Below are 20,371 nucleotides of genomic sequence, written 5' to 3'. Positions count from 1 at the left end.
GGTCAGGTGGCCGGCTGGGCCACCTCGCCGCCGGCGGTCTCCGCGAGGATCCGCTCGGCGACCTCCTTCATGGTCATCCGGTGGTCCATCGCCGTGCGCTGAATCCACTTGAACGCCTGCGGCTCGGTCATCCCGTACGTGGTCATCAGGGCGCCCTTGGCCCGCTCGACGGTCTTGCGGATCTCCAGCCGGTCGGTGAGCCCGGCGACCTCCGCCTCCAGCGCCGCGATCTCCGAGTAGCGCGACAGCGCGATCTCCACCGCCGGCACCAGGTCGCTCTTCTGGAACGGCTTGACCAGGTACGCCATCGCGCCGGCCGCCCGGGCCCGCTCCACCAGGTCACGCTGGCTGAACGCGGTCAGGATGATCACCGGGGCGATCCGGGCGCCGGCGATCCGCTCGGCGGCGGCCAGCCCGTCCATGATCGGCATCTTGATGTCGAGGATGACCAGGTCCGGCTTCAGCTCCTCGGCGAGCCGCACGGCGGTCTCGCCGTCACCGGCCTCGCCGACCACCTCGTAGCCCTCTTCGACCAGCATCTCGGCCAGGTCCAGCCGGATGAGCGCCTCGTCCTCGGCGATCAGTACGCGCCTGCGCTCGGCATCCGTCTGCGTCTCGGCCACGAGCCTCTCCCACCAGTCTGAACCCGACACCCACCCTGCCGGGTGTCGCCGCCCCTAGCCTAGTGGGTAACCTATGACACGACGCGACAGCGTCAGGCGACCCTGTCCCCGTATTCCAACCGGTAGAGAAACGGAGCTCAAACCTCCGACAGTGTGGGTTCGAATCCCACCGGGGGCACCAAAACTGTCGTACGGGCGTTCGAAGATGTCCATGTGCACCCACCCGAAATACGCGCGCGAGCGCGGCAGCTGTACCTCGCTGGCGCGACCGTCGCGGAGGCCGCCCGCGCCGTCGGGCTCTCTTATCCCACCGTCCGGCACTGGTGCAAGGATCGACCGGAGCCGAAGCAACAGAGCAGTGCGCTACGCTGCTTCCGCTGCCGTTCTGGCGTCGACCATCCGACAGATCTCGGCCAGTACGCCTACCTGCTCGGCCTCTACCTCGGCGACGGGCACCTGGTCACCGCCGCGCGGGTTCCGGTGCTGCGCATCAGTTGCGCCGATGCCTGGCCCGGCCTGATCGACGCCTGTGAGCAAGCCATGAAGAGTGTCCTCGCGGCCTCAGTGCAGCGCGTGCAGAAGCAGGGCTGTGTCAGCGTGCAGAGCTACGGCAAACACTGGCCGTGCATGTTTCCGCAGCACGGGCCCGGCAAAAAGCATGAACGGCCGATCGTCCTGGCCGACTGGCAGCACGAGATTGTTGCGGCGCAAACGGGCGACTTTCTGCGCGGCCTGTTCCACTCCGATGGCTGCCGGTTCGCCAACCGGGTCACCGTCCGCGGCAAGGAATACGTCTATCCGCGCTACATGTTCTCCAACCGGTCGTCCGACATCATGGAACTCTGTCAGTGGGCGCTCGACCTGCTGGGCATCGCCTGGCGGATGAACCTGCCCTGGTCCCTCTCCGTCGCCCGGCGGGACGCGGTCGCCGCGCTGGACCACCACGTCGGCCCGAAATCCTGACGCGGGGCAGCGCGACGACCGCGAGCTACGGGTCAGATCGCGGCGAGCGCCTGCTCCAGGTCGGCCCGCAGGTCCTCCGGGTCCTCCAGGCCGACGGAGATCCGCAGCAGTCCGCCGCACGGCTTGGCGTCCCCCTCGACCGGTCGGTGGGTGAGCGAGGCGGGGTGCTGGATCAGGGTGTCGACGCCGCCGAGCGAGACGGCGTGGGTGATCAGCCGGCAGGCGCCGGCGACGGCTGCCGCGGCGGGGGCGCCGCCGCGTACCTCGAAGGCGAGCAGGCTGCCGGTGCCGGACATCTGGCGGCCGACCAGCGCGGCGGGGTCGTGCAGCGCGGGGTGGTGGACCCGCTCGACGGCGGGGTGCCCGGCGAGCCAGCTGGCGAGCTTCTCGGCGCCGGCCTGCTGGGCGCGGACCCGCAGCGGCAGGGTCTGCAGGCCGCGGTGCAGCAGGTACGCGCCGAGCGGGTGCAGGATCGCGCCGGTGACGGCGCGGACCTGGCGCAGCCGGGCGGCCCAGTCGGGGTCGCAGGCGACGACGCCGGCGAGGACGTCGCCGTGGCCGCCGATGCTCTTGGTGGCGCTGTGCAGCACGAGCGCGGCACCGTGCCGGGCGGGCTGCTGGAGCACCGGGGTGGCGACGGTGTTGTCGACGAGCAGCGGGACGTCGCCGGCGGCCTTGGCGAGGGCGGCGATGTCTACCAGGTCGAGGGTGGGGTTGGCCGGGGTCTCGACGACGACCAGCGCGGTGTCGGGGCGGATCGCGGCGCCGACCTCGTCGGGGCGGGCCCAGGTGACCTCGGTGCCGAGCAGGCCGGTGGCGAGCACGTGGTCGGTGCCGCCGTAGAGGGGGCGGACGGCGACGACGTGTCGCTTCCCGTCGCGGGTGGCGGCGAGCAGGGTGGCGGTGAGGGCGGCCATGCCGCTGGCGAAGGCGACGGCCTCGGCGGTGCCTTCGAGGGTGGCGAGGGCGTTCTCGAAGCGGGCCACGGTGGGGTTCCAGAGCCGCTGGTAGACGGCGCTGGCGCCGGGCGGGAGGGTGCCGCCGGTGGCGAGGGCTTCGTACGCGTCACCGCCGTCGTCGACCGACGGCAGCGGGTTGGTGGTGGAGAGGTCGATGGGCGGTACGTGGACGCCGAGCACGGCGAGGTCGTCGCGCCCGGCGTGCACGGCTGTGGTGTCCACGGCGGTCATGGCTCGAAGCATCGAACATGACAGCATCATCGGGCAATAGAGACGAAGGAAATTCTGCGGACTGCTCTTTTGTCATCGGGAGATTCGAAGAATGATGGTGGCATGCCTGTCGCACCGAATGATGTACGGCCGTTCGCGGCGCTGGACGACGTCGACCGCGCGATCCTGACCGAGCTGGCGGCCGACGGCCGGCTGCCGAACAACGCCCTCGCCGAGCGGGTCGGGGTGGCACCGTCCACCTGCCTGGCCCGCACCCGGGCGCTGCGCGAGTGTGGGGCGATCCGCGGGTTCCACGCCGAGGTGAACCCGGCGGCGGTCGGGTTGCCCTTGCAGGCGCTGGTGTCGGTACGGCTGGCCGCCCACGAGCGGGCGGCGGTGGACGCCTTCCGGGCCCGGTCGGTGCGGCTGCCCGGCGTGGTGTCGGTGTTCCACGTGGCCGGCGCGGAGGACTACGTGCTGCACGTGCGGGCGGCATCGGGGGACGCGCTGCGGGACTTCGTCCTGGACCATCTGGCGGTGGATCCGGCGGTGCAGCACACCCAGACGAGCCTGATCTTCGAGCAGGCGCGCGGTATGGGATAGGGGCGGCCGGGAGGAACAATTCCGGTGCGGGACGTGTTGATCAGACGCGTGATCGACGTACCGCTGTCTGTTCTTGATCTTGCTCCAGTCGCCCGCGGCGCGACCGCCGGTGAGGCGCTGCGGCACACCACCGAGCTGGCCCGCCGCACCGAGGAGCTGGGCTACCGCCGGTTCTGGGTGGCCGAGCACCACAACATGCCCGCGATCGCCAGCTCCGCCCCGGCGGTGCTGCTCGCGCACCTCGCGGCCAACACCTCGACGATCCGGCTCGGCTCGGGCGGGGTGATGCTGCCCAACCACGCGCCGCTGGTGGTGGCCGAGCAGTTCGGCACGCTGGAGGCGCTGCATCCGGGCCGCATCGACCTGGGCATCGGCCGGGCACCGGGCACCGACCAGGTGACCGCGCTGGCGCTGCGCCGGACCATGGAGGGGCTGTCGGCGGAGAACTTCCCCCGGGAGCTGGCCGACCTGATGAACTACTTCAGCGGCGCGGAGCCGGGCCCGATCACCGCCACCCCGGGCAAGGGGCAGTCGCCGGCGGTCTGGCTGCTCGGGTCGAGCGGGTTCAGCGCCCAACTCGCCGGGCTGCTCGGGTTGCCGTTCTCGTTCGCGCACCACTTCAGCGCGCAGCACACGCTGCCCGCGCTCCAGCTCTACCGGCAGAGTTTCCGGCCGTCGCAGTGGCTGGAGCGGCCGTACGCGATGGTGGCGGTCAACGCGATCTGCGCCGAGACCGACGAGCGGGCGGAGTGGCTGGCCGGCCCGGCCGGGTTGTCCTTCCTGAAGCTGCGCTCGGGGCGGCCGGAGCCGCTGGCGACGCCGGAGGAGGCGGCGGCCTACCCCTACACGGAGCTGGAGCGGGAGTTCGTGGCCCAGCGCCGGGAGGGGCAGGCGACCGGTTCCCCGGAGACGGTGGCCCGGCAGCTCGGCGCGCTGCTGGAGCGCACCGGCGCCGACGAGCTGATGCTGACCACGATGGTGTACGACGTGGCCGACCGGGTCCGCTCGTTCGAGCTGATCGCCGAGCGGGTGGCCGGTGGCCTGAGCCGAAACGGCTGAAACACGCTCTTCACAGCCCCGTCACCCCGCCGTCGCGCGGCGCCTCTACCTTGGTGACCGGTGGTGGTACGGCACTCCCGGTCGGGACGGGTCGGGGGTGCCGCGGTGTGGTGCACCGGGTCGCCAGTGCGGGTTCCGCGCGGGCGACCCGGTGCCAGCCGGGCCGGGCCTCGAGTTCAGCGCAGGTAGATGTTCGGTGCGGGCGGGGTAGCCATGGCCCTCCATCTGCTTGGCGCCGGCCGGAGGTGGCGCGGTGGTGGGTGGCACGGTGGTCGGGGGCGCGGTGGTGGTCGGCGGCGTGCTGGTGGGCGGGGCGCCGGTGCCGGCGGAGGAGGTACGCCGCGCTGACGATGAGGGTGGACGCTGCTGATCGACATCCATCAATGGCTCCGCGCACGGGCATCGTAGGACAGTGCGTTCCCGCCGCACAACCGCCATCGGCGCCCCTTGCCCGCGCCCCGCCCACCTGATCGACTCCAGGCATGGCTGAGCACATGGACCCGGAGGAGTTCCGCCGCGCCGGGCACGCCGTGGTGGACTGGATCGCCGACTACTGGACGACGCTCGGAAAGCGGCCGGTGACCTCGCAGGACCCACCCGGCGTGGTGGCCGCCGCGCTGCCCGACGGGCCGAGCGAGCAGGGTGAGCCGGTCGAGGCCGTCCTGGCCGACCTGGACCGCATCGTCACACCGCGGCTGACCCACTGGCAGCACCCGGGCTTCTTCGGCTACTTTCCCGCCAACACCTCCGGGCCCAGCGTGCTGGGCGACCTGGTCAGCTCCGGCCTCGGCGTGCAGGGGATGCTCTGGGCGACCGGACCGGCCTGCACCGAACTGGAGACGGTGCTGCTGGACTGGATCGCCGGCCTGCTCGACCTGCCGGAGCGGTTCCGCTCGACCAGCCGCGGCGGCGGGGTCATCCAGGACTCCGCCTCGTCGGCGACCCTGGTCGCCACCCTGGGCGCGCTGCACCGGGCCAGCAAGGGGCGGTGGCGCTCCGACGGCATCGACCGGCGCTACCGGGCGTACACCTCCACCCACGGGCATTCCTCGATCGAGAAGGCGGCCCGGATCGCCGGGCTGGGCGCCGACGGGGTCCGCACCATCGAGGTGGACCCGGCGACGCAGGCGCTACGCCCCGCGGCGCTGCGGGCGGCGATCGAGGCCGACCTGGCCGCCGGCGTGGTGCCGGCGATCGTGGTGGCCACCATCGGCACCACGTCCACCACCGCGGTCGACCCGCTGCCGGAGATCGGCGCGATCTGCGCCGAGCACGGCATCTGGCTGCACGTTGACGCCGCGTACGCGGGCGCGGCGGCGGTCTGCCCCGAGCTGCGCTGGTCGCACGCCGGGGTCGAGCATGCCGACTCGTACTGCTTCGACCCGCACAAGTGGCTGCTCACCGGCTTCGACTGCGACGCGTTCTGGGTGGCCGACCGGGGCGAGCTGATCGAGGCGCTGACGGTGATGCCGGAGTTCCTACGCAACGCGGCGACCGAGTCCGGGGCGGTGATCGACTACCGGGACTGGCAGGTGCCGCTGGGCCGCCGGTTCCGGGCGCTCAAGCTCTGGTTCGTGCTCCGCTGGTACGGCGTCGAGGGGCTGCGGGCCCACATCCGTTCCGGGGTGGCGCTCGCCGCCCGCTTCGCCGCGCGGGTCTCGGCCGACGACCGGTTCGAGCTGGCCGCACCGCATCCGTTCTCGCTGGTCTGCTTCCGGCTGCGCGCCGGCGACGAGGCGAGTGCCGAGCTGCTGCGCCGGGTCAACGACACCGGGCGGGTGCTGCTGACCCACACCCGCGTCGAGAATCGGTACACGCTGCGCCTGGCGGTCGGCTCGCCGCTGACCACCGAGCAGCACGTCAACGAGGCCTGGGATCTGCTCTCCGCCGCGGCCGACGACCTGCTCACGGCCTGACCGTCACGCGCCATGCCATGCTCGCCGGCGCGGCCAACGGGCACGACTGAACACTGTCGGTAAGGTCCGGCCCGAGTGACGAGTCCGCTGCGGGTTCGCTTTGCTCTGCAGCCATCCACGCAGCAGCAACGGAACGTGACCGTTGGTAGGCGCCGTCAGGTCAGCCGGACGGACGTCGTCACTGCTCGGTGGCGGTGCTGCGGTAATGGCTGCAGAGCAAAGCGAGGGAAGGGCACCCGGCACACCGCTCCGGCCGTAACGGAGAGTGGCGCTACGGTGGGTGACGCCTGCGGGTGCGCGTCCCCGGCTCGCCCGGCGGTCAGCCCTCGACGGCGGCGAGCCGACGGGGCTCCTCCGGCATCGCGCGGTCGCCGTCGCTCGCCGGCCCACCGGCGGCCGGGACGGCCGCAACGGGCGCGTCCGGCGCGGCGAGCGCGGGCGCGGCCGGCGCGGCATCGGTCGGCACGGCCTCGGTCGGCGCGGCATCGGTCGGCGCGGCATCGGTCGGCGCGGCGAGCGCGGCGTCGGCGACGGCCCGGGCTCGGCGGGTACGGCGCAGCGCCCGCACCGCCAGCGCCAGCGCGGCCAGCCAGCCGGCTCCGAGCAGCGCGTAGACCAGGGACGGGACGGGGCCGCCCAGCTCCCCGACGCGCAGCAGCGTCCGGGCGTTGGTCAGCACGATCACTCCGCCGATGACGGCGCCCAGCAGCTGGGCGGGGACGATGCGGACCAGCCAGGCGGCGATCGGCGCGGCGATCAGGCCACCGACCAGCAGCGCGGCCACCGTGGGCAGCAGGAAGCCCTCGGAGCCGAGGCCGACGAGGAACCCGGCGCTGGCCGCGCCGGCCACCAGGAACTCGGACGTGTCGACCGAACCGATGACCTTGCGCGGCTCCATCCGGCCGGAGACCAGCAGCGCCGGGGTAGCGACCGGACCCCAGCCGCCCCCGCCGGTGGCGTCGACGAAGCCGGCGACCAACCCGAGCGGGGCGAGGAAGCGGCTCCGCAGGCGGCCGGCGGCCCGGTTGGCGCGCAGCGGCCGGGAGAAACGGACCAGCAGGTACGCGCCCAGGGTGAACAGGATGGCGGCCATCCACGGGGCGGCGGCCTCGGTGGAGATGGAGCTGAGGAAGGTGGCGCCGGCGAAGGCGCCGATCGCCCCGGGCACTGCGATCCGGCCGACCACCCGCCAGTCGACGTTGCCGAACCGCCAGTGCGACACCCCCGCCGCGAGGGTGGTGCCGATCTCCGCCAGGTGCACCGAGGCGGACGCGGCGGCCGGCGCCACTCCGGCGAACAGCAGCAGGGTGGAGGAGGTGAGCCCGTACGCCATGCCGAGCGCGCCGTCGACCAGCTGCGCGGCGAGCCCGACCAGGGCGAGGATCAGCAGCTTGCGCACGAGCGCCCTCCGTCTTTTCGGCATCTCCTATCGACTTGGTCGACAATGCGGCACGGAGGCGTCCCGGTCAAGTCCTCCATCCGGTTGGTGGGACGCGCCGGACGGCGCGGACGGGACGCGGGTCGGCCCGCCGCCGGCCTGACGACGGGGCGGCGCGAGGCCGGCGATCAGCTCCAGGCGCTCGGGTCGGCCGCGAGGTCGTTGACCCGGCCGGGCAGTGCGCCGCTGGCCACATCGGCGATCGTGACCAGTTCGAGGATCTCCCGCTCACTGGCCCGCAGGGCGATCCAGACCTCCTGCAACGCCCGGGCCGCCCCCTGGTAGCCGAGCTGCTCCGGGCGCTGGCCACGGACGTGCGCCAGCGGACCGTCGATCACTCGGATCACCTGGGCGAGGGAGATCTCCGAGGCCGGCCGGGCCAGCCAGTAGCCGCCCTCCGGGCCGCGCTGGGCGTGCACGATCCCGCCCCGGCGCAGCTGGAGCAGGATGCTCTCCAGGAACTTCGGCGGGATGTCCTGGGCGCGGGCGATCTGCTCGGCGGTCACCGGCCGGCTCCGTCCGGCCGCCGCGCCGCTGGCGACCGAGGCCAGCTCGGCGGCCGCGCGGAGGGCGTAGTCGACCCGGGCGGAGAGGCGCATGCCGGCAAGGTTAGCCCGCTGTTCAGCCGGCCGGTTTCCCGACCCGCGGCCCGAACGGCCACGGTTCGCCGGTCAGGCGCCTACCCGGCGCAGCAGCCCCTCCTGCACGGCGCTGGCGATGTGCCGGCCGTCAGTGGTGAACATCCGGCCGGTGGCCAGCCCGCGGGCGCCGGAGGCGGACGGACTCCAGCAGTCGTAGAGGAACCACTCGTCGGCCCGGAAGGAGCGGTGGAACCAGAGCGCGTGGTCCAGGCTCGCGCCCACCACTCCTCCGGGGCCCCAGACCTCGCCGTGCACCGAGAGCACCGAGTCGAGCAGGGTCAGGTCCGAGGCGTACGCCAGGGCACAGGCGTGCAGCAGCGGGTCGTCGGGCAGCTTGCCGTCGATGCGCATCCAGACCCGCTGGTGCGGCTCGGCGGGCCGGTCGCCGGGGCGCACCCAACCGGGCTCGCCGACGTAGCGGACGTCGATCGGGCGCGGGATCTGGCCCCAGATCCCGAGCCGCTCCGGATAGCGGGAGAGCCGGTCGGTCATGGTCGGGACCTCGTCCGGACCGGGCACGTGGAGCGGGGCCGGCGCCTGGTGGTCCAGCCCGTCCTCCCGCCGCTGGAACGACGCCGACATGAAGAAGATCGGCTTGTCGTGCTGGAGCGCGACCGACCGGCGCACCGAGAAGGAACGGCCGTCGCGGACGTTCTCCACCTGGTACTCGATCGGCTCGGCCGGGTCGCCGGGGCGGACGAAGTAGCCGTGCAGGGAGTGCACGAATCGCTCCGGGTCGACGGTGCGCCCGGCGGCGACCAGGGCCTGACCGGCGACCTGGCCGCCGTACACCCGCTGCGGGCCGACCGGCGGGCTCATCCCCCGGAAGGTCATCTCGCCGATGTGGTCCAGGTCCAGCACCGCCAGGAGCTGGTCGACGGCGGCCTGGCCGGTCGCCACCGCCGGTTCGCTCACTGCAGCGCCCGGGCGGAGGCGGCGTCGACCAGCGAGCCGAGCTGGTGGACCCGCAGGGTGTTGGTGGAGCCGGGGGTGCCGGGCGGGCTGCCCGCCACGATCACCACGTGGTCGCCGGGGTTGGCCCGGTTGAGGCCGAGCAGCGCCTGGTCGACCTGGCGGAACATGTCGTCGGTGTGCTCGACGAAGGGCATCAGGAACGTCTCGACGCCCCAGGACAGGGCGAGCTGGTTGCGCACCTCGGGCACCGGGGTGAAGGCCAGCAGCGGCAGGTCGCAGTGCAGCCGGGCGAGCCGCTTGACGGTGTCGCCGGTCTGCGAGAAGGCGACCAGCGCCTTGGCGCCGATGGCCCGGGCGATCGAGGACGCGCCGACGGTGAGCGCGCCGCCGTGCGTACGCGGGTCGTGCTGGAGCCGCGGCACGGCGATCGAGCCCGACTCGGTGGTCTGGATGATCTTGGCCATGGTGCTGACCGTGAGCACCGGATACTTGCCGACGCTGGTCTCGCCGGAGAGCATCACCGCGTCCGCACCGTCGAGCACCGCGTTCGCCACGTCCGAGGCCTCGGCGCGGGTCGGCCGGGAATTCTCGATCATGGAGTCGAGCATCTGGGTGGCCACGATGACCGGCTTGGCGTTCTCCCGGCAGAGCTGCACGGCCCGCTTCTGCACCAGCGGCACCTGGTCGAGCGGCAACTCGACGCCGAGGTCGCCACGGGCGACCATGACGCCGTCGAAGGCGAGCACGATCGCCTCCAGGTGGTCGACCGCCTCCGGCTTCTCGACCTTGGCCAGCACCGGGCGGGACACGCCCTCCTCGGCCATGATCGAGTGCACGAGCTTGATGTCGTCGGGCGAGCGGACGAAGGACAGCGCGATCATGTCGACGCCCAGCCCGAGGGCGAAGCGCAGGTCGTCGGCGTCCTTCTCGGAGAGGGCCGGGACGCTGACCGCCACGTTCGGCAGCGAGACGCCCTTGTTGTTGGAGACCGGGCCACCCTCGGTGACCAGGCACCGGATGTCGTTGCCGGTGACGTCGCTGACCTCGACCGCGACCCGGCCGTCGTCGATCAGCAGCCGGTCGCCCGGCTTCACCTCCTGCGGCAGCTTGCGGTAGGTGCAGGAGACCCGCTCCTTGGTGCCGAGGACGTCGTCCCCGGTGATCACGACGGAGTCGCCGGTGCGCCACTCGTGCGGGCCGTCGGCGAACCGACCGAGCCGGATCTTCGGGCCCTGGAGGTCGGCGAGCACCGCGACGGGACGCCCGGCCGCGTCGGCCGCCTCACGGACGAGCCGGTAGACCGCCTCGTGGTCCTCGTGGCTGCCGTGGCTGAAGTTGAGCCTCGCCACGTTCATGCCCGCTTCGACCAGGCCCCGGATGCGCTCCGGGGACGAGGTGGCGGGGCCGAGGGTGCAGACGATCTTCGCGCGGCGTGTCACGCCCATCAGGCTAGTCTCTCCTCCGGGTCGACCGGCCGGCCGACCCCTTTCGGACTGCGGAACAGTTGTCCAACGACGCGCGACGCCCGCGCAGGCGGGCGGTACGGGACGGACCCCGGACGTCGTGGGTGGCGGGCGTCGGCGACCGCGCGGCGGAAATCGTACCGCCAACCGTGATCCGCCGTCGGAGCGCTCCCGCGCTCGCCGTTCGAGGCAGCGCCGCCCGTCGATCGGCCGCGCTCAGCTCTGCGTCTTCGCCAGCGGGAACTCCAGCGAGCCGGCCGGGCAGAGGAAGGTCAGCACGTCCACCCGGTAGAGCCCGGCCTGCACCGCCGGGTCGGCCTCCATGACGCTGCGCACGTCGTCCACCGAGCCCGTCCGGGCCAGGCCGAAGCCGATCGGCGGGTCCGGCTCCCGGGCCGGGCCGTCCACCGAGCCGTCGATCAGGATGACGCCCTGTCGCTGCAGCGCCTGCATGTGCTGGTTGTGCTCGGCCTGCAACCGCTGCACCGTCTCCTCGGGCAGAGCCCGACCCGACGGCCCCGGGTAGAGCACGATGCACTCGTACGTGTCGAGCGCGAAGTCGACCCGCGGCGTTGCGGCCATGGCGCACCTCCAGGCGTACGGCCCCTCCGGCCCAGCGTCGCACGGCGCGGCGGGGCTCGGCGGTCGCTCCGCCCAACTGCCTGGGGCCGGGCCGGGTTGTCGACGCGCTGCGCCGTTCGCCCGCCCTCTCCTCCGTTCCGCCGACATGGGCTCGAGCTACCAGACCGTTCCCGTCGACCCTTTCCGTTACGTGATCGACCCGATACCGTCGGGAAGGATTTTCGCGTCCGGGACGAGGTGGGGTCCGAAGTGGAAGAGTTCGACTACGTCATCGTCGGTGCCGGGGCGGCCGGCTGCGTGCTGGCCAACCGGCTCAGCGAGGACCGGGGCACCCGGGTGCTGCTGATCGAGGCGGGTGGCTGGGACCGCAGCTCCTCCGTCCGCATCCCCAAGGCGTTCTCCCGGCTGATGGATGATCCGCGTACCGCCTGGCACTATCCGGCCACGACCGGGCCGGGGCCGGACGAGACGTGGCAGCGCGGACGGCTGATCGGGGGCTCCACCTCGATCAACGGCATGATCTACAGCCGCGGCTCGCAGCCCGACTACGACGCGCTGGAACGCCTCGGCAACCCCGGCTGGGGCTGGTCCACCATGTTGCCGATCTTCAAGCGGCTGGAGGACAACCCGCTGGGCGCCTCGCCGCTGCGCGGCGCCGGCGGCCCGCTGCGCCTGTCCACCGCCACCGGCACCGACGAGCTCTGCGAGGAGATGATCGAGGCCGGGGCGGAGCTGGGCTGGCACCGGGTCGACGACCTCAACGCCGACGACGGCGAGCGGATCGGCTACGCCATGGCCACCATCCGTGACGGGCGCCGGGTCAGCGCCGCCACGGCCTTCCTGCACCCGGTGCGCAGCCGCCCGAACCTGACCGTCGCGGTCGACACCGTGGTGCTGCGTGTCCTGATTCGGGACGGCCGGGCGGTCGGGGTGCGCGCCGAGCACCGGGGCCGGCAGGTCGACCACCTGGCCGCCGCCGAGGTGATCCTGGCCGCGGGCGCGATCGCCACCCCGCAGCTGCTGCAGGTCTCCGGCATCGGGCCGGCCGACACCCTGCGGTCCGCCGGCGTGGAGGTGCTGCTCGACCGGCCCCGGGTGGGCGCGGGCCTGCGCGAGCACCGGTCGATGCCCCTGCAGTACCGGCTGGCCGGGCCCGGCGGCTACAACGCGCAGCTCAGCAGCCGGCTCGGGCAGGGCCGCGCCGCTCTCCGCTACCTGCTCACCCGCCGCGGCCCGCTCGCGCTGCCGGTGTTCGACGTCGCGGCCCACATCAAGTCCCGTCCGGAGCTGGACCGTCCGGACGCCCACCTGCTGATGGCGCCCTTCTCGGCGGCGCCGCGGCGACCGGGCCGGGCGTTGGAGCTGGAGCAGGAGCCGGGCCTGATGTGCATGGGCACGGTTACCCACCCGGACAGCGAGGGAAGCCTCACCATCACCGGGCCCGACCCGCGCACGCCACCCGCGATCGCGACGAACTACTTCGCCACCCCGCACGACCGCCGGGTGGCGGTGGATGCCTTCCGGCGGATGCGGGACCTCTTCGCCACCACGCCGATCGCCAAACGGATCAAGGCGGAGGTCCTGCCCGGGCCGGCGATGCAGACGGACGAGGAGATCCTCGAGGCGGCCCGGGTCCACGGCTACTGCGGCTACCATGCCATCGCCACCTGCGCGATGGGCCCGGACGACGAGCACGTCGTCGATCCGCAGCTGCGGGTACGCGGCGTGACCGGACTGCGTGTCGTCGACGCGTCGGTGCTGCCGGTGATGGTCTCGGGCTACACCAACGCGCCGGTGACCGCGCTGGCCTGGCGGGCCGCCGACCTGATCCTCGACCGGACCACCACGGGCTGACCGGCGGGCGACGCCCGGCTGCCCGCCGGCGTGCTCGGATCAGAGGGCGAAGCAGTCGGGCCGGATCGCGGCGCCGGCGAGCGCCTGCCGGACGACGGTGTACGTCGTACCGTCGAGGACCAGGCCGAGGTGGCCGACCACCCGCAGCGGGCACCACGCCTGGACCAGGACGTTGGTGGCGCCGTCGGCGAGGGTGGCGTTGTCGACCGGGCGGACCAGTTCGTCCTGCCAGGTCCGGACGGTGGTCCAGCGGACGGCGCCGGGGGTGTCGTCGCCCGCGTTGAGGCTGGCGAGGAAGTCCGAGCCGATCGACATCTGCTGGCAGGCGGGGATCCCGACGCAGCTGCCCAACCCGACGAATGTCAGGATGTTGGCAACGTAGGTGCCCTGCTGCGGGCTGCCCAGGCTGACGTAGTGGTCGACCCGGTCGGCGCCGCCGAGGAACTTGACGTACCAGCGGGAGACCAGCCCGCCCTCGGAGTGGGTGACCATGTCCACCTTGGCCGCGCCGGTGGCGGCGCGGACCTGGTCCACGTAGGACGACAGGGCGCGGGCGGACTCGCGGATGTCGCCGAAGCCGAGGTCGGGCAGCTGGTAGATCCAGACCCGGTGGCCGTCGGCGCGTAGCCGGGCGGCGATCGGCTCGTACGCGATGGAAACGCCGATCAGACCGCCGACGACGATGACGGGCGCGGAGCCGGCGACGGCGGTGGTGGCGGACGCCGCGGCCGGGGCCGGGGCGGCGCGCTCGGCGGTGGCGGCCTGGGCGGCGGTGGCCGGGGCGAGCAGGGCGGCGACGGCGGTGGTGGCGGTGAGGACCTTTCGGAGCAGCATGGCTGCACCTCCGGGGGCGGCGCCCGGGGACCCGGGAGAGGCGGACGGGGATCCGATCGATCGTGGGAACGATGATGCGCGATCCGTTTCACGTCCGTCAATGAAAAGTTACGCATCGGTAACCCGTTGTTCCGCCTCGGGCACGAACCGGCGTATCGGACATTCGGCGGGGTCGCCCACTCACTGGGATCCGGCGGTGTCACCTGCGTGAGCCGGGCTGATCGCGAGCGCGGTCGCCGCCAACCCGGCCCGGTCGAACCGCTCGGGATCGACCAGCACGTCGACCGCGACGCCCGGCTCGACCAGCCAGAACGCCTCCGCCGTGCCGATCAGGCCGGGACCGTCGGGGTGCGGGAGCTCGGCCAACTCCTCGCCGGCGGGGTCGCGCTCGTGGTAGTCGGCGAGGAAGTCGTGCAGCGCGGCGAGGTCGGTGAGCTGGTCACCGCGGAGCACGTGCACCCGCAGGTCGACCCGGTAGCCCTCGTCGACCTGCCGCTCCCAGACCCGGGTGGCGAAGCTGACGTCGTCCCACTCGGTGGCGAAGTCCGACACCTCCGTACCGGCGTCGCCCGGCACGTGGCCGATGTGGAAGCCGTCCAGCTCACCGCCGTCCCGGCCGATGATCTCCGCGGTCTCGCTCATCCCGCCGTCTCACCACCCCTGCTCAATTTCCCAACGCCTGGACCTTGGCGATCGTCTCCTGGACGTGCTGCCTGGCGGGATCGCCGCCCCGGGCGGCCTGGGCCAACGACTGCCGGTAGGCGTCGATCATGCCGAGCAACGGACCGGCCGCCACGCCCTCCAGCGCGCCGGCCACCAGCGCCCGCGCCTCGGCAGCGTCCTGGGCCGCGGCCGCCGTCTTGGCCTTCGCCTCGTCCAGCTTCTGTGCCGCCGCCGCGAGCCTGGCGATGACCTGCGCTGCGCTCACGCGCCCTCCCCACGTCACCCGGATCGCTCGACCCACGCCACCGGCGCCGGCCACAAAGGAGCCTACGAGATCGCCGCACGCCCCGCGACCAAGCGATCACAGATGAGGATCCACCGGTGCTCAGTGGAACGCCGTCCCGGTGCTCAGCCGATCAGGCGGAACGCCAGGAGGTAGACGCAGAAGAGCGACGGGGAGACCAGCGCACAGATCACGAAGCCGAGCGGGACGTACCGCGACGGTGGGGTGCCGGCGCTGATCGGCGGCCTGCCCCATCGGCCGAGCACCAACTGCCCGGCGAGGAACGACAGCAGCGGAACGCCCGCGCACGAGACGGCGGCCACCAGATCGAGCCCGGTGGCCGGGATCTGCGAGCCCATCAGGGCGGCCAGCATCAGCACCGAGCCGACCAGCGAACAGACGGCGTAGACCGCGACGGCCCGAGCCGGCGGCGACCAGGTGGGCAGCAGCGCGGACCGGTGGGCGAGCGCCTCGGCCTGCTGCCCGTACCGGTCGGCCTCGTCGACGAGCTGCCGGGCCGCGGCCAGCTCCGCCGCCGGGTCCACCTCCGCCACCCGCGGCGCGGGCACGGTCCCTGCCGGATACGCCCAGACCCCCGGCCGCTCCGGCGCGGCGGCTTCGCCGCCGGTCGCCACCGGCCCGGTCCCGGGCAGGGATCCGGGCGCCCCCGCCGTGGTCGTCGCGCCACCCGGCGGCGCCGGCACCGGCGATCCGCCGCCGGGCGGCGCAGGCGCGGCCCCGGGCGCGGCGCCGGGTGCCGGTGCCACGCCGACCTGAGAGGCCGGCCCGTCCGGCGAACCGGGCGGTACGAGGGGCCCGTCCGGAGGCGGGGTGGGCAGGCCGGCGGCCCGGCCGAGCTGGTCGAGGCGCTGCCCCTGGGCGGCGAGCCGGTGGCCGAGCTGGTCGACGGCGGCGTGCAGGCCGCGGCGGCGGTCCGCCTCGGCGGCGACGGCCCGCTCACCGCCGCGCTGCCGGGCGGAGAGCTCCCGGACCAGGGCCGCGTACTCCTCGAAGCCGGTCACCGGTCGTCTCCGTCGCCGACGAAGGGCACGATCAGGCTGGTCCGCTGATCGTGCCGGTCCACCAGCAGGGCCCGCCCGTCGCGCGGGGTGTAGCTGAGGTCGTGCATTCCGAGGTGCAGACCGAGGTCGGCGCCGGGCACGTTCAGCGCGACCAGGCAGGCCAGGTCGTCGCGGTTCTGCGTACCGCCCAGGTCCTCGCCGAGCCGACGCAGCCCGCGCCACCAGCCGAGCAGGTGCACCCCGTGCGCCGGCCCCTGACGCAGCACGGCCCGCAGGTCGTCGTGCCCGGAGCGGAAGGTGGTCGGATCGGTGGTGGCGAGCGCGTCGGCGGCGGCGTCCACACCGAACACCACGAGGTACGTCCGGCCGGTGGGCCCGGTCGACGAGCCGGCCGGGTGGGCAGCGGCGGGCGAGCCCTGCCCGGGCCCGTCGGCGGTGACGAGGGCGGCGAGCCGGCCGGGCAGGTCTGCCTGGTCGAGGCGTTGCACGGGCTGGCCGGCGGCGGCCAGCTCCATGGCGAGGTCGTTGGCGAGGTCCGTGGTGCCGGGGGCCAGGGGGGCGAGCAGGAAGCGGGCCGTGCCGGGGGCGTGCTGCCGGGCCAGGCTGAGGGTGGCCGAGCGGAGCACGTCCGCCCCGGCGGCGGCGGTGCCGACCACGGCCAGGTGCCGGCCGGGAACGGGGTCGAGACGCACCGAGGCGCCACTGCCGGCCACGTCGACCGTGCGGCCGACCAGGGCGAGCGGCGGCTCGGCGCCGGGACGCAGCCCCGCCCAGGTGGGATCGTCGACCAGCCGCGGTGTCTCGTACCCCCGGAAGACCGTGGGGGGCGGCGAGCCCGCCGGCCGGGCCTGGAACAGCTCGCGCCGCAGCGCGGCCAGGTCGGCGCGGGCGGCGTGCGCGTCGGGGAAGCGGACCTCGGTGTTCGCGCCGGCCACGCCGCCGGCGGTGTTGACCACGGCCGTCCCGACCGCGAGCGCCGTCGCGGCGTCGTTGAGCGGATCGAGCACACCGCCTCCGCCGGGGAGCGCCACCCGCAACGGGAACTGACCGAAGATCGCCTCGGCCCGGCCGTAGAGGGCCTCGACGCCGGTGATGCTCTGGCTGGCCAGCACCAGGTGCAGGCCGTACGAGCGGCCCTTGCGGGCCAGCTCCTCCAACAGGTCGACGGCCTGCCGGGCGAGCGCGTCGTTGCCGGCGAAAAGGACGTGGAACTCGTCGACGACGGTGACGATCCGGGGCGGCCGGGCGTTCGGCGGCAGATCGGCGAGCTTGGTGACGCCGTGCCGCTTGAGCAGGGCGGCCCGGCGGGTCAGCTCGGTGCGCAGCTCGCGCAGCAAGGCGACGCCGTACTCGCGGTCGGACTCGATGCCGACCGCGCGGGCGTGCGGCAGCCAGGACGGGTCACGTTCGGTGGGGACGAACTCGGTGAAGCTCACCCCCTCCTTGAAGTCGAGCAGATAGAGCTGAAGCTCGGCCGGGGAGTAGCCGGCGGCCAGCCCGTAGAGCACGTCGAGCAGGAACACGGTCTTGCCGGCGCCGGTCCGCCCACCGACCAGCCAGTGCGGGGTGGCGTCGTCGAAGGCGACCGTGACCAGCTCCCGGCCGACGGCTCCAGGTCGTGGCGCGGCGTCAGACGCGCCGAGCTGGAGTGGTCGGAGCGCCCGCCCCAGCACGGTCCGCAGCCCCGTACCGGACGACTCGGTCCAGCGCCGGGCGGGGAGCAGGTCCGTGAAGGCCACCTCCTCGGCCCGGCGGGTGGTCGCGGCGAGCTGCCGGGCCAGCCCGGTGACGGTGGCCTGCGAAGGGTCGCCGTCGAGCACGACCGGGGCGGCCAGGCCGCTGCCGTCGGCGCTGAACGGCTGCCCGGGCGGGTCGCCGACCAGCGCGTACCGGTCGTTCAGCCGGAGTTGGGTGGTGGCGCCGAGCGGCGGCGGCGCGTCGCCCGGGCCGGCGGACGGGTGGCCGGCGAGCAGAACGCAGACCGCCGCGGCCGGGCCGGCGTGGGTGAGCGCGGCCAGCCGGGCCAGCTCGCGGGGCGGTGGGGCGGACGCGGCGACGACCACGAGGAGTTCCTGGTCGTCGCGGGCGGCCTGCTGGGCGGTGCGGGCGTGCCGTTCCGCCTCGTCGAGCAGGGCGGTGATCTCGGCGGCGGTGGTGGCGGCGGGGCCGAGCACCCCGGCGTCGTGCAGCGGACGCAGTGGCAGGAACGCGGCGCCGAACGCGGCGGGGTCGATCCCGACGACCCGGACCGCGCCGGGCGGCGCGGCGGCGAGCAGCCGCACCACCACGGCCCGCAGCAGCTCACCGACCCGGGGTTGACGGGCGTCGGTGTCGACCGCGAGGTGGGTGCCGCCGCCCAACGGCACCAGCACCGGGAATCCTCCGTCGACAGTGGTCGCCTCGCCGACGCGTATCGGGACGGGGGCCGTGGCGGGGCGGGCGGCGCCGCGCGCGGGGGCGGCCAGGTCGGCGCCGAGGCCGGCCAGCCGGGAGACCAGCTCGGGGCTGCCGGGGGCGACCGGTCCGGCGGCGGCGAGCGCTCGCCGTGCGGCCTCCCACCGGCGTACGGCCTGCCGGTGGAAGGCGACCGCCTGCCCGTACGCCGTCGCGAAGCTGCCCACCGTCCGCCCCTCCGACACCGTCGCGATCCTCAATCGAGGGAACCCTAACGGACACGCGGCGACCCGGCACAGCTTGCGACGCCCGCTCCAGATTGGTCGACTGTTCATCGAACGGTCGCCGTTCCCACCGGTCGCCGTTCCCTGGCCCGGATTGCCTGCTCGCAGAGCCCGTGAACAGGAAGGCGACGACGTGACCTCCTCCCCCATTTCCCGCCGGTCCATGCTGCGCGGCGGTGCCGCCGGCGCCCTCGGCATCGTGGTGGCCGGCAACCTGGACGTGATTGCGGGACCGGCGGCGGCGCGGGCCGCGGCCCGTCCGGCGGTCGGCTACGGCGGGCTGGTGCCGGACCCGGCCGGCCTGCTGGCCCTGCCGCCCGGCTTCTCGTACACCATCGTGGCGCAGGCCGGGGCGACGCTGCTGGAGTCGGGGCAGCCGACCCCGAGCGACGCCGACGGTACCGGCTGTTTCCTCGGCCGCGAGGGCTCGGTGCTGGTCAACAACCACGAGATCGGCGGCAGCGAGCCCTTCCCGGTGCCCGCGCTGGCCGGCCTCACCTACGACCCGGGCGCCCGTGGCGGCACCACCACCATCGAGGTGGACCAGCACGGCCGGCGCCTGCGCGAGTACGTCAGCCTGGCCGGCACCCACAACAACTGCGCCGGCGGCATCACCCCGTGGGGCACGTGGCTGAGCTGTGAGGAGACCGAGCAGCGCCAGGGCGGGAAGTACCTCTACGACCACGGGTACACCTTCGAAGTCGATCCGCACGACCGGTCCGCCAACCAGAACCCGGTGCCGCTGAAGTTCCTCGGCCGGTACGCGCACGAGGCGGTGGCGGTGGACCCGTACACCCACGCGATCTACCTGACCGAGGACGCCGGCGGGCCGAACGGGCTCTACTTCCGGTGGACACCGCCGGCCGGCTTCCGGGGCGGCAAGGGCGCGCTGCGCGCGCTCGCGCAGCGGCCGGACGGCGACACCGCCGGCGGCCTCCAGGCGATGAGCTGCTACCGGGGCAGCAACCACATCACCGACCTGTCCGAGGCGACCACGCCGGGCACCCGCTACAAGGTGCAGTGGGTGGACGTGCCGGACCGGGACGCGAGGACCGTCTCGGTGCGCAAGCAGTTCACCGACGAGCAGGTGACCCGCAGCCGCAAGCTGGAGGGCGCCTGGTGGGCCGACGGCGGCGCGTACTTCGTGGCCAGCTTCGCCCGGCACTCCGACGGCAGCACCAACGAGCACGACGGCCAGGTCTGGTTCTACGACCCGCGGACCGAGACCGTCACGCTGAAGACCATCTTCGGCGTGAACCAGGACCCGGACGCCGACCAGGGCAACTTCGACGGGCCGGACAACATCACCGTGTCGCCGTACGGCGGGGTGATCCTGGCCGAGGACGGCGAGGGCCTGTCGCACCTGGTCGGGGTGACCGAGCAGGGCAAGGCGTATCCGCTGGCCCGCAACGAGCTGAACGACAGCGAGTTCACCGGGCCGACGTTCAGCGCGGACGGGCAGATCCTGTTCGCCTGCATCCAGTCCCCCGGCTACGTCTTCGCGATCACCGGCCCGTGGGGCCGGCCGAGCAACGCCGACCTGGCTTCGACCACTCCGGCTCGACGCGACTGACGCACCGCGCCCCGGAACGGTCGAGCGACCACTCCTGAGCCCGTCCGACGGCCGGTGGTTCCTGAGGGGCCGCCGGCCGTCGTGTTGACCTG

The 20,371-nt window shown here is 73.8% G+C and carries 18 protein-coding genes and 1 tRNA gene; 7 read left to right on the top strand and 12 right to left on the bottom strand.

Annotated features, from left to right (window positions below; translation table 11 throughout):
* Positions 1-2: 2 nt before the first annotated feature.
* Positions 3-623, bottom strand: a complete 621-nt coding sequence (locus tag ACNAVT_RS11890) for an ANTAR domain-containing response regulator (protein WP_416295532.1) — start codon at positions 621-623, stop codon at positions 3-5.
* Between the two features lie 104 nt (positions 624-727).
* Here ACNAVT_RS11890 and ACNAVT_RS11885 point away from each other — a divergent pair.
* Together ACNAVT_RS11885 and ACNAVT_RS11880 are read left to right on the top strand one after the other, a co-directional pair.
* A tRNA-Leu gene (locus ACNAVT_RS11885) sits at positions 728-804 on the top strand.
* A 32-nt stretch (positions 805-836) separates the two neighbouring features.
* Positions 837-1,586 (top strand): helix-turn-helix domain-containing protein, encoded by a 750-nt coding sequence (locus tag ACNAVT_RS11880; protein WP_416295530.1) that lies wholly within the window; start codon positions 837-839, stop codon positions 1,584-1,586.
* A 32-nt stretch (positions 1,587-1,618) separates the two neighbouring features.
* On the opposite strand, the gene ACNAVT_RS11875 is transcribed toward ACNAVT_RS11880, so the two are convergent.
* Positions 1,619-2,776: a trans-sulfuration enzyme family protein gene (locus tag ACNAVT_RS11875; RefSeq protein WP_416295528.1), complete on the bottom strand. Its 1,158-nt coding sequence runs from the start codon at positions 2,774-2,776 to the stop codon at positions 1,619-1,621.
* Positions 2,777-2,878: 102 nt separating this feature from the next.
* Here ACNAVT_RS11875 and ACNAVT_RS11870 point away from each other — a divergent pair, with 102 nt between their 5' ends.
* The 3 genes from ACNAVT_RS11870 (at position 2,879) to ACNAVT_RS11860 (ending at position 6,333) form a co-directional block, all read left to right on the top strand.
* A complete protein-coding gene (locus ACNAVT_RS11870) occupies positions 2,879-3,358 on the top strand; it encodes an Lrp/AsnC family transcriptional regulator (protein WP_416295526.1) in 480 nt (159 codons plus the stop codon).
* Between the two features lie 48 nt (positions 3,359-3,406).
* Positions 3,407-4,417 (top strand): LLM class flavin-dependent oxidoreductase, encoded by a 1,011-nt coding sequence (locus ACNAVT_RS11865; RefSeq protein WP_416295643.1) that lies wholly within the window; start codon positions 3,407-3,409, stop codon positions 4,415-4,417.
* A gap of 482 nt (positions 4,418-4,899) precedes the next feature.
* Positions 4,900-6,333: a pyridoxal-dependent decarboxylase gene (locus tag ACNAVT_RS11860; RefSeq protein WP_416295524.1), complete on the top strand. Its 1,434-nt coding sequence runs from the start codon at positions 4,900-4,902 to the stop codon at positions 6,331-6,333.
* A 319-nt stretch (positions 6,334-6,652) separates the two neighbouring features.
* Here ACNAVT_RS11860 and ACNAVT_RS11855 read toward each other — a convergent pair whose 3' ends face one another.
* From ACNAVT_RS11855 to ACNAVT_RS11835, 5 genes are all read right to left on the bottom strand, one after another.
* Complete coding sequence (locus tag ACNAVT_RS11855; RefSeq protein ID WP_416295522.1) at positions 6,653-7,732, bottom strand: sulfite exporter TauE/SafE family protein; 1,080 nt, start codon at positions 7,730-7,732, stop codon at positions 6,653-6,655.
* Between the two features lie 167 nt (positions 7,733-7,899).
* Positions 7,900-8,370, bottom strand: a complete 471-nt coding sequence (locus ACNAVT_RS11850; RefSeq protein WP_416295521.1) for an RrF2 family transcriptional regulator — start codon at positions 8,368-8,370, stop codon at positions 7,900-7,902.
* Between the two features lie 72 nt (positions 8,371-8,442).
* Positions 8,443-9,327, bottom strand: a complete 885-nt coding sequence (locus ACNAVT_RS11845; protein WP_416295519.1) for an acyl-CoA thioesterase — start codon at positions 9,325-9,327, stop codon at positions 8,443-8,445.
* Complete coding sequence (gene pyk / locus ACNAVT_RS11840) at positions 9,324-10,772, bottom strand: pyruvate kinase (RefSeq protein WP_416295517.1); 1,449 nt, start codon at positions 10,770-10,772, stop codon at positions 9,324-9,326. Before pyk ends, ACNAVT_RS11845 begins: the two co-directional genes overlap by 4 nt.
* A 234-nt stretch (positions 10,773-11,006) precedes the next feature.
* Positions 11,007-11,372 carry a YciI family protein gene (locus tag ACNAVT_RS11835; protein ID WP_416295516.1) on the bottom strand — a complete coding sequence of 122 codons (366 nt, stop codon included), beginning with the start codon at positions 11,370-11,372 and terminating at the stop codon, positions 11,007-11,009.
* A gap of 249 nt (positions 11,373-11,621) precedes the next feature.
* Between ACNAVT_RS11835 and ACNAVT_RS11830 the strand changes: the two genes are divergently transcribed.
* Positions 11,622-13,226 (top strand): GMC family oxidoreductase, encoded by a 1,605-nt coding sequence (locus ACNAVT_RS11830; RefSeq protein WP_416295514.1) that lies wholly within the window; start codon positions 11,622-11,624, stop codon positions 13,224-13,226.
* 39 nt (positions 13,227-13,265) lie between these two features.
* Here ACNAVT_RS11830 and ACNAVT_RS11825 read toward each other — a convergent pair whose 3' ends face one another.
* The 5 genes from ACNAVT_RS11825 to ACNAVT_RS11805 form a co-directional block, all read right to left on the bottom strand.
* The gene (locus ACNAVT_RS11825) at positions 13,266-14,060 is read right to left on the bottom strand and encodes a lipase family alpha/beta hydrolase (protein WP_416295512.1); all 795 of its coding nucleotides are present in this window, start codon (positions 14,058-14,060) and stop codon (positions 13,266-13,268) included.
* A 180-nt stretch (positions 14,061-14,240) separates the two neighbouring features.
* The gene (locus ACNAVT_RS11820) at positions 14,241-14,702 is read right to left on the bottom strand and encodes a hypothetical protein (protein ID WP_416295510.1); all 462 of its coding nucleotides are present in this window, start codon (positions 14,700-14,702) and stop codon (positions 14,241-14,243) included.
* A gap of 22 nt (positions 14,703-14,724) precedes the next feature.
* The gene (locus ACNAVT_RS11815) at positions 14,725-14,988 is read right to left on the bottom strand and encodes a DUF6244 family protein (protein ID WP_416295508.1); all 264 of its coding nucleotides are present in this window, start codon (positions 14,986-14,988) and stop codon (positions 14,725-14,727) included.
* 143 nt (positions 14,989-15,131) lie between these two features.
* Complete coding sequence (locus ACNAVT_RS11810) at positions 15,132-16,028, bottom strand: hypothetical protein (RefSeq protein WP_416295507.1); 897 nt, start codon at positions 16,026-16,028, stop codon at positions 15,132-15,134.
* Complete coding sequence (locus tag ACNAVT_RS11805) at positions 16,025-18,667, bottom strand: FtsK/SpoIIIE domain-containing protein (RefSeq protein ID WP_416295505.1); 2,643 nt, start codon at positions 18,665-18,667, stop codon at positions 16,025-16,027. The genes ACNAVT_RS11810 and ACNAVT_RS11805 overlap by 4 nt, the downstream gene beginning before the upstream one ends.
* 172 nt (positions 18,668-18,839) lie before the next feature.
* On the opposite strand from ACNAVT_RS11805, the gene ACNAVT_RS11800 reads away from it, so the two are divergent.
* Entirely contained in the window at positions 18,840-20,279 is a 1,440-nt protein-coding gene (locus ACNAVT_RS11800; RefSeq protein WP_416295503.1) for an alkaline phosphatase PhoX, read from the top strand.
* The last annotated feature ends 92 nt before the right edge of the window (positions 20,280-20,371 follow it).

Origin of the sequence: Micromonospora sp. SL4-19, from assembly GCF_047921475.1 — a bacterium.
GTDB lineage: Bacteria > Actinomycetota > Actinomycetes > Mycobacteriales > Micromonosporaceae > Micromonospora.
Note: the sequence above shows the minus strand (reverse complement) of the source record. Positions and strands in the feature narration are given on the sequence as shown.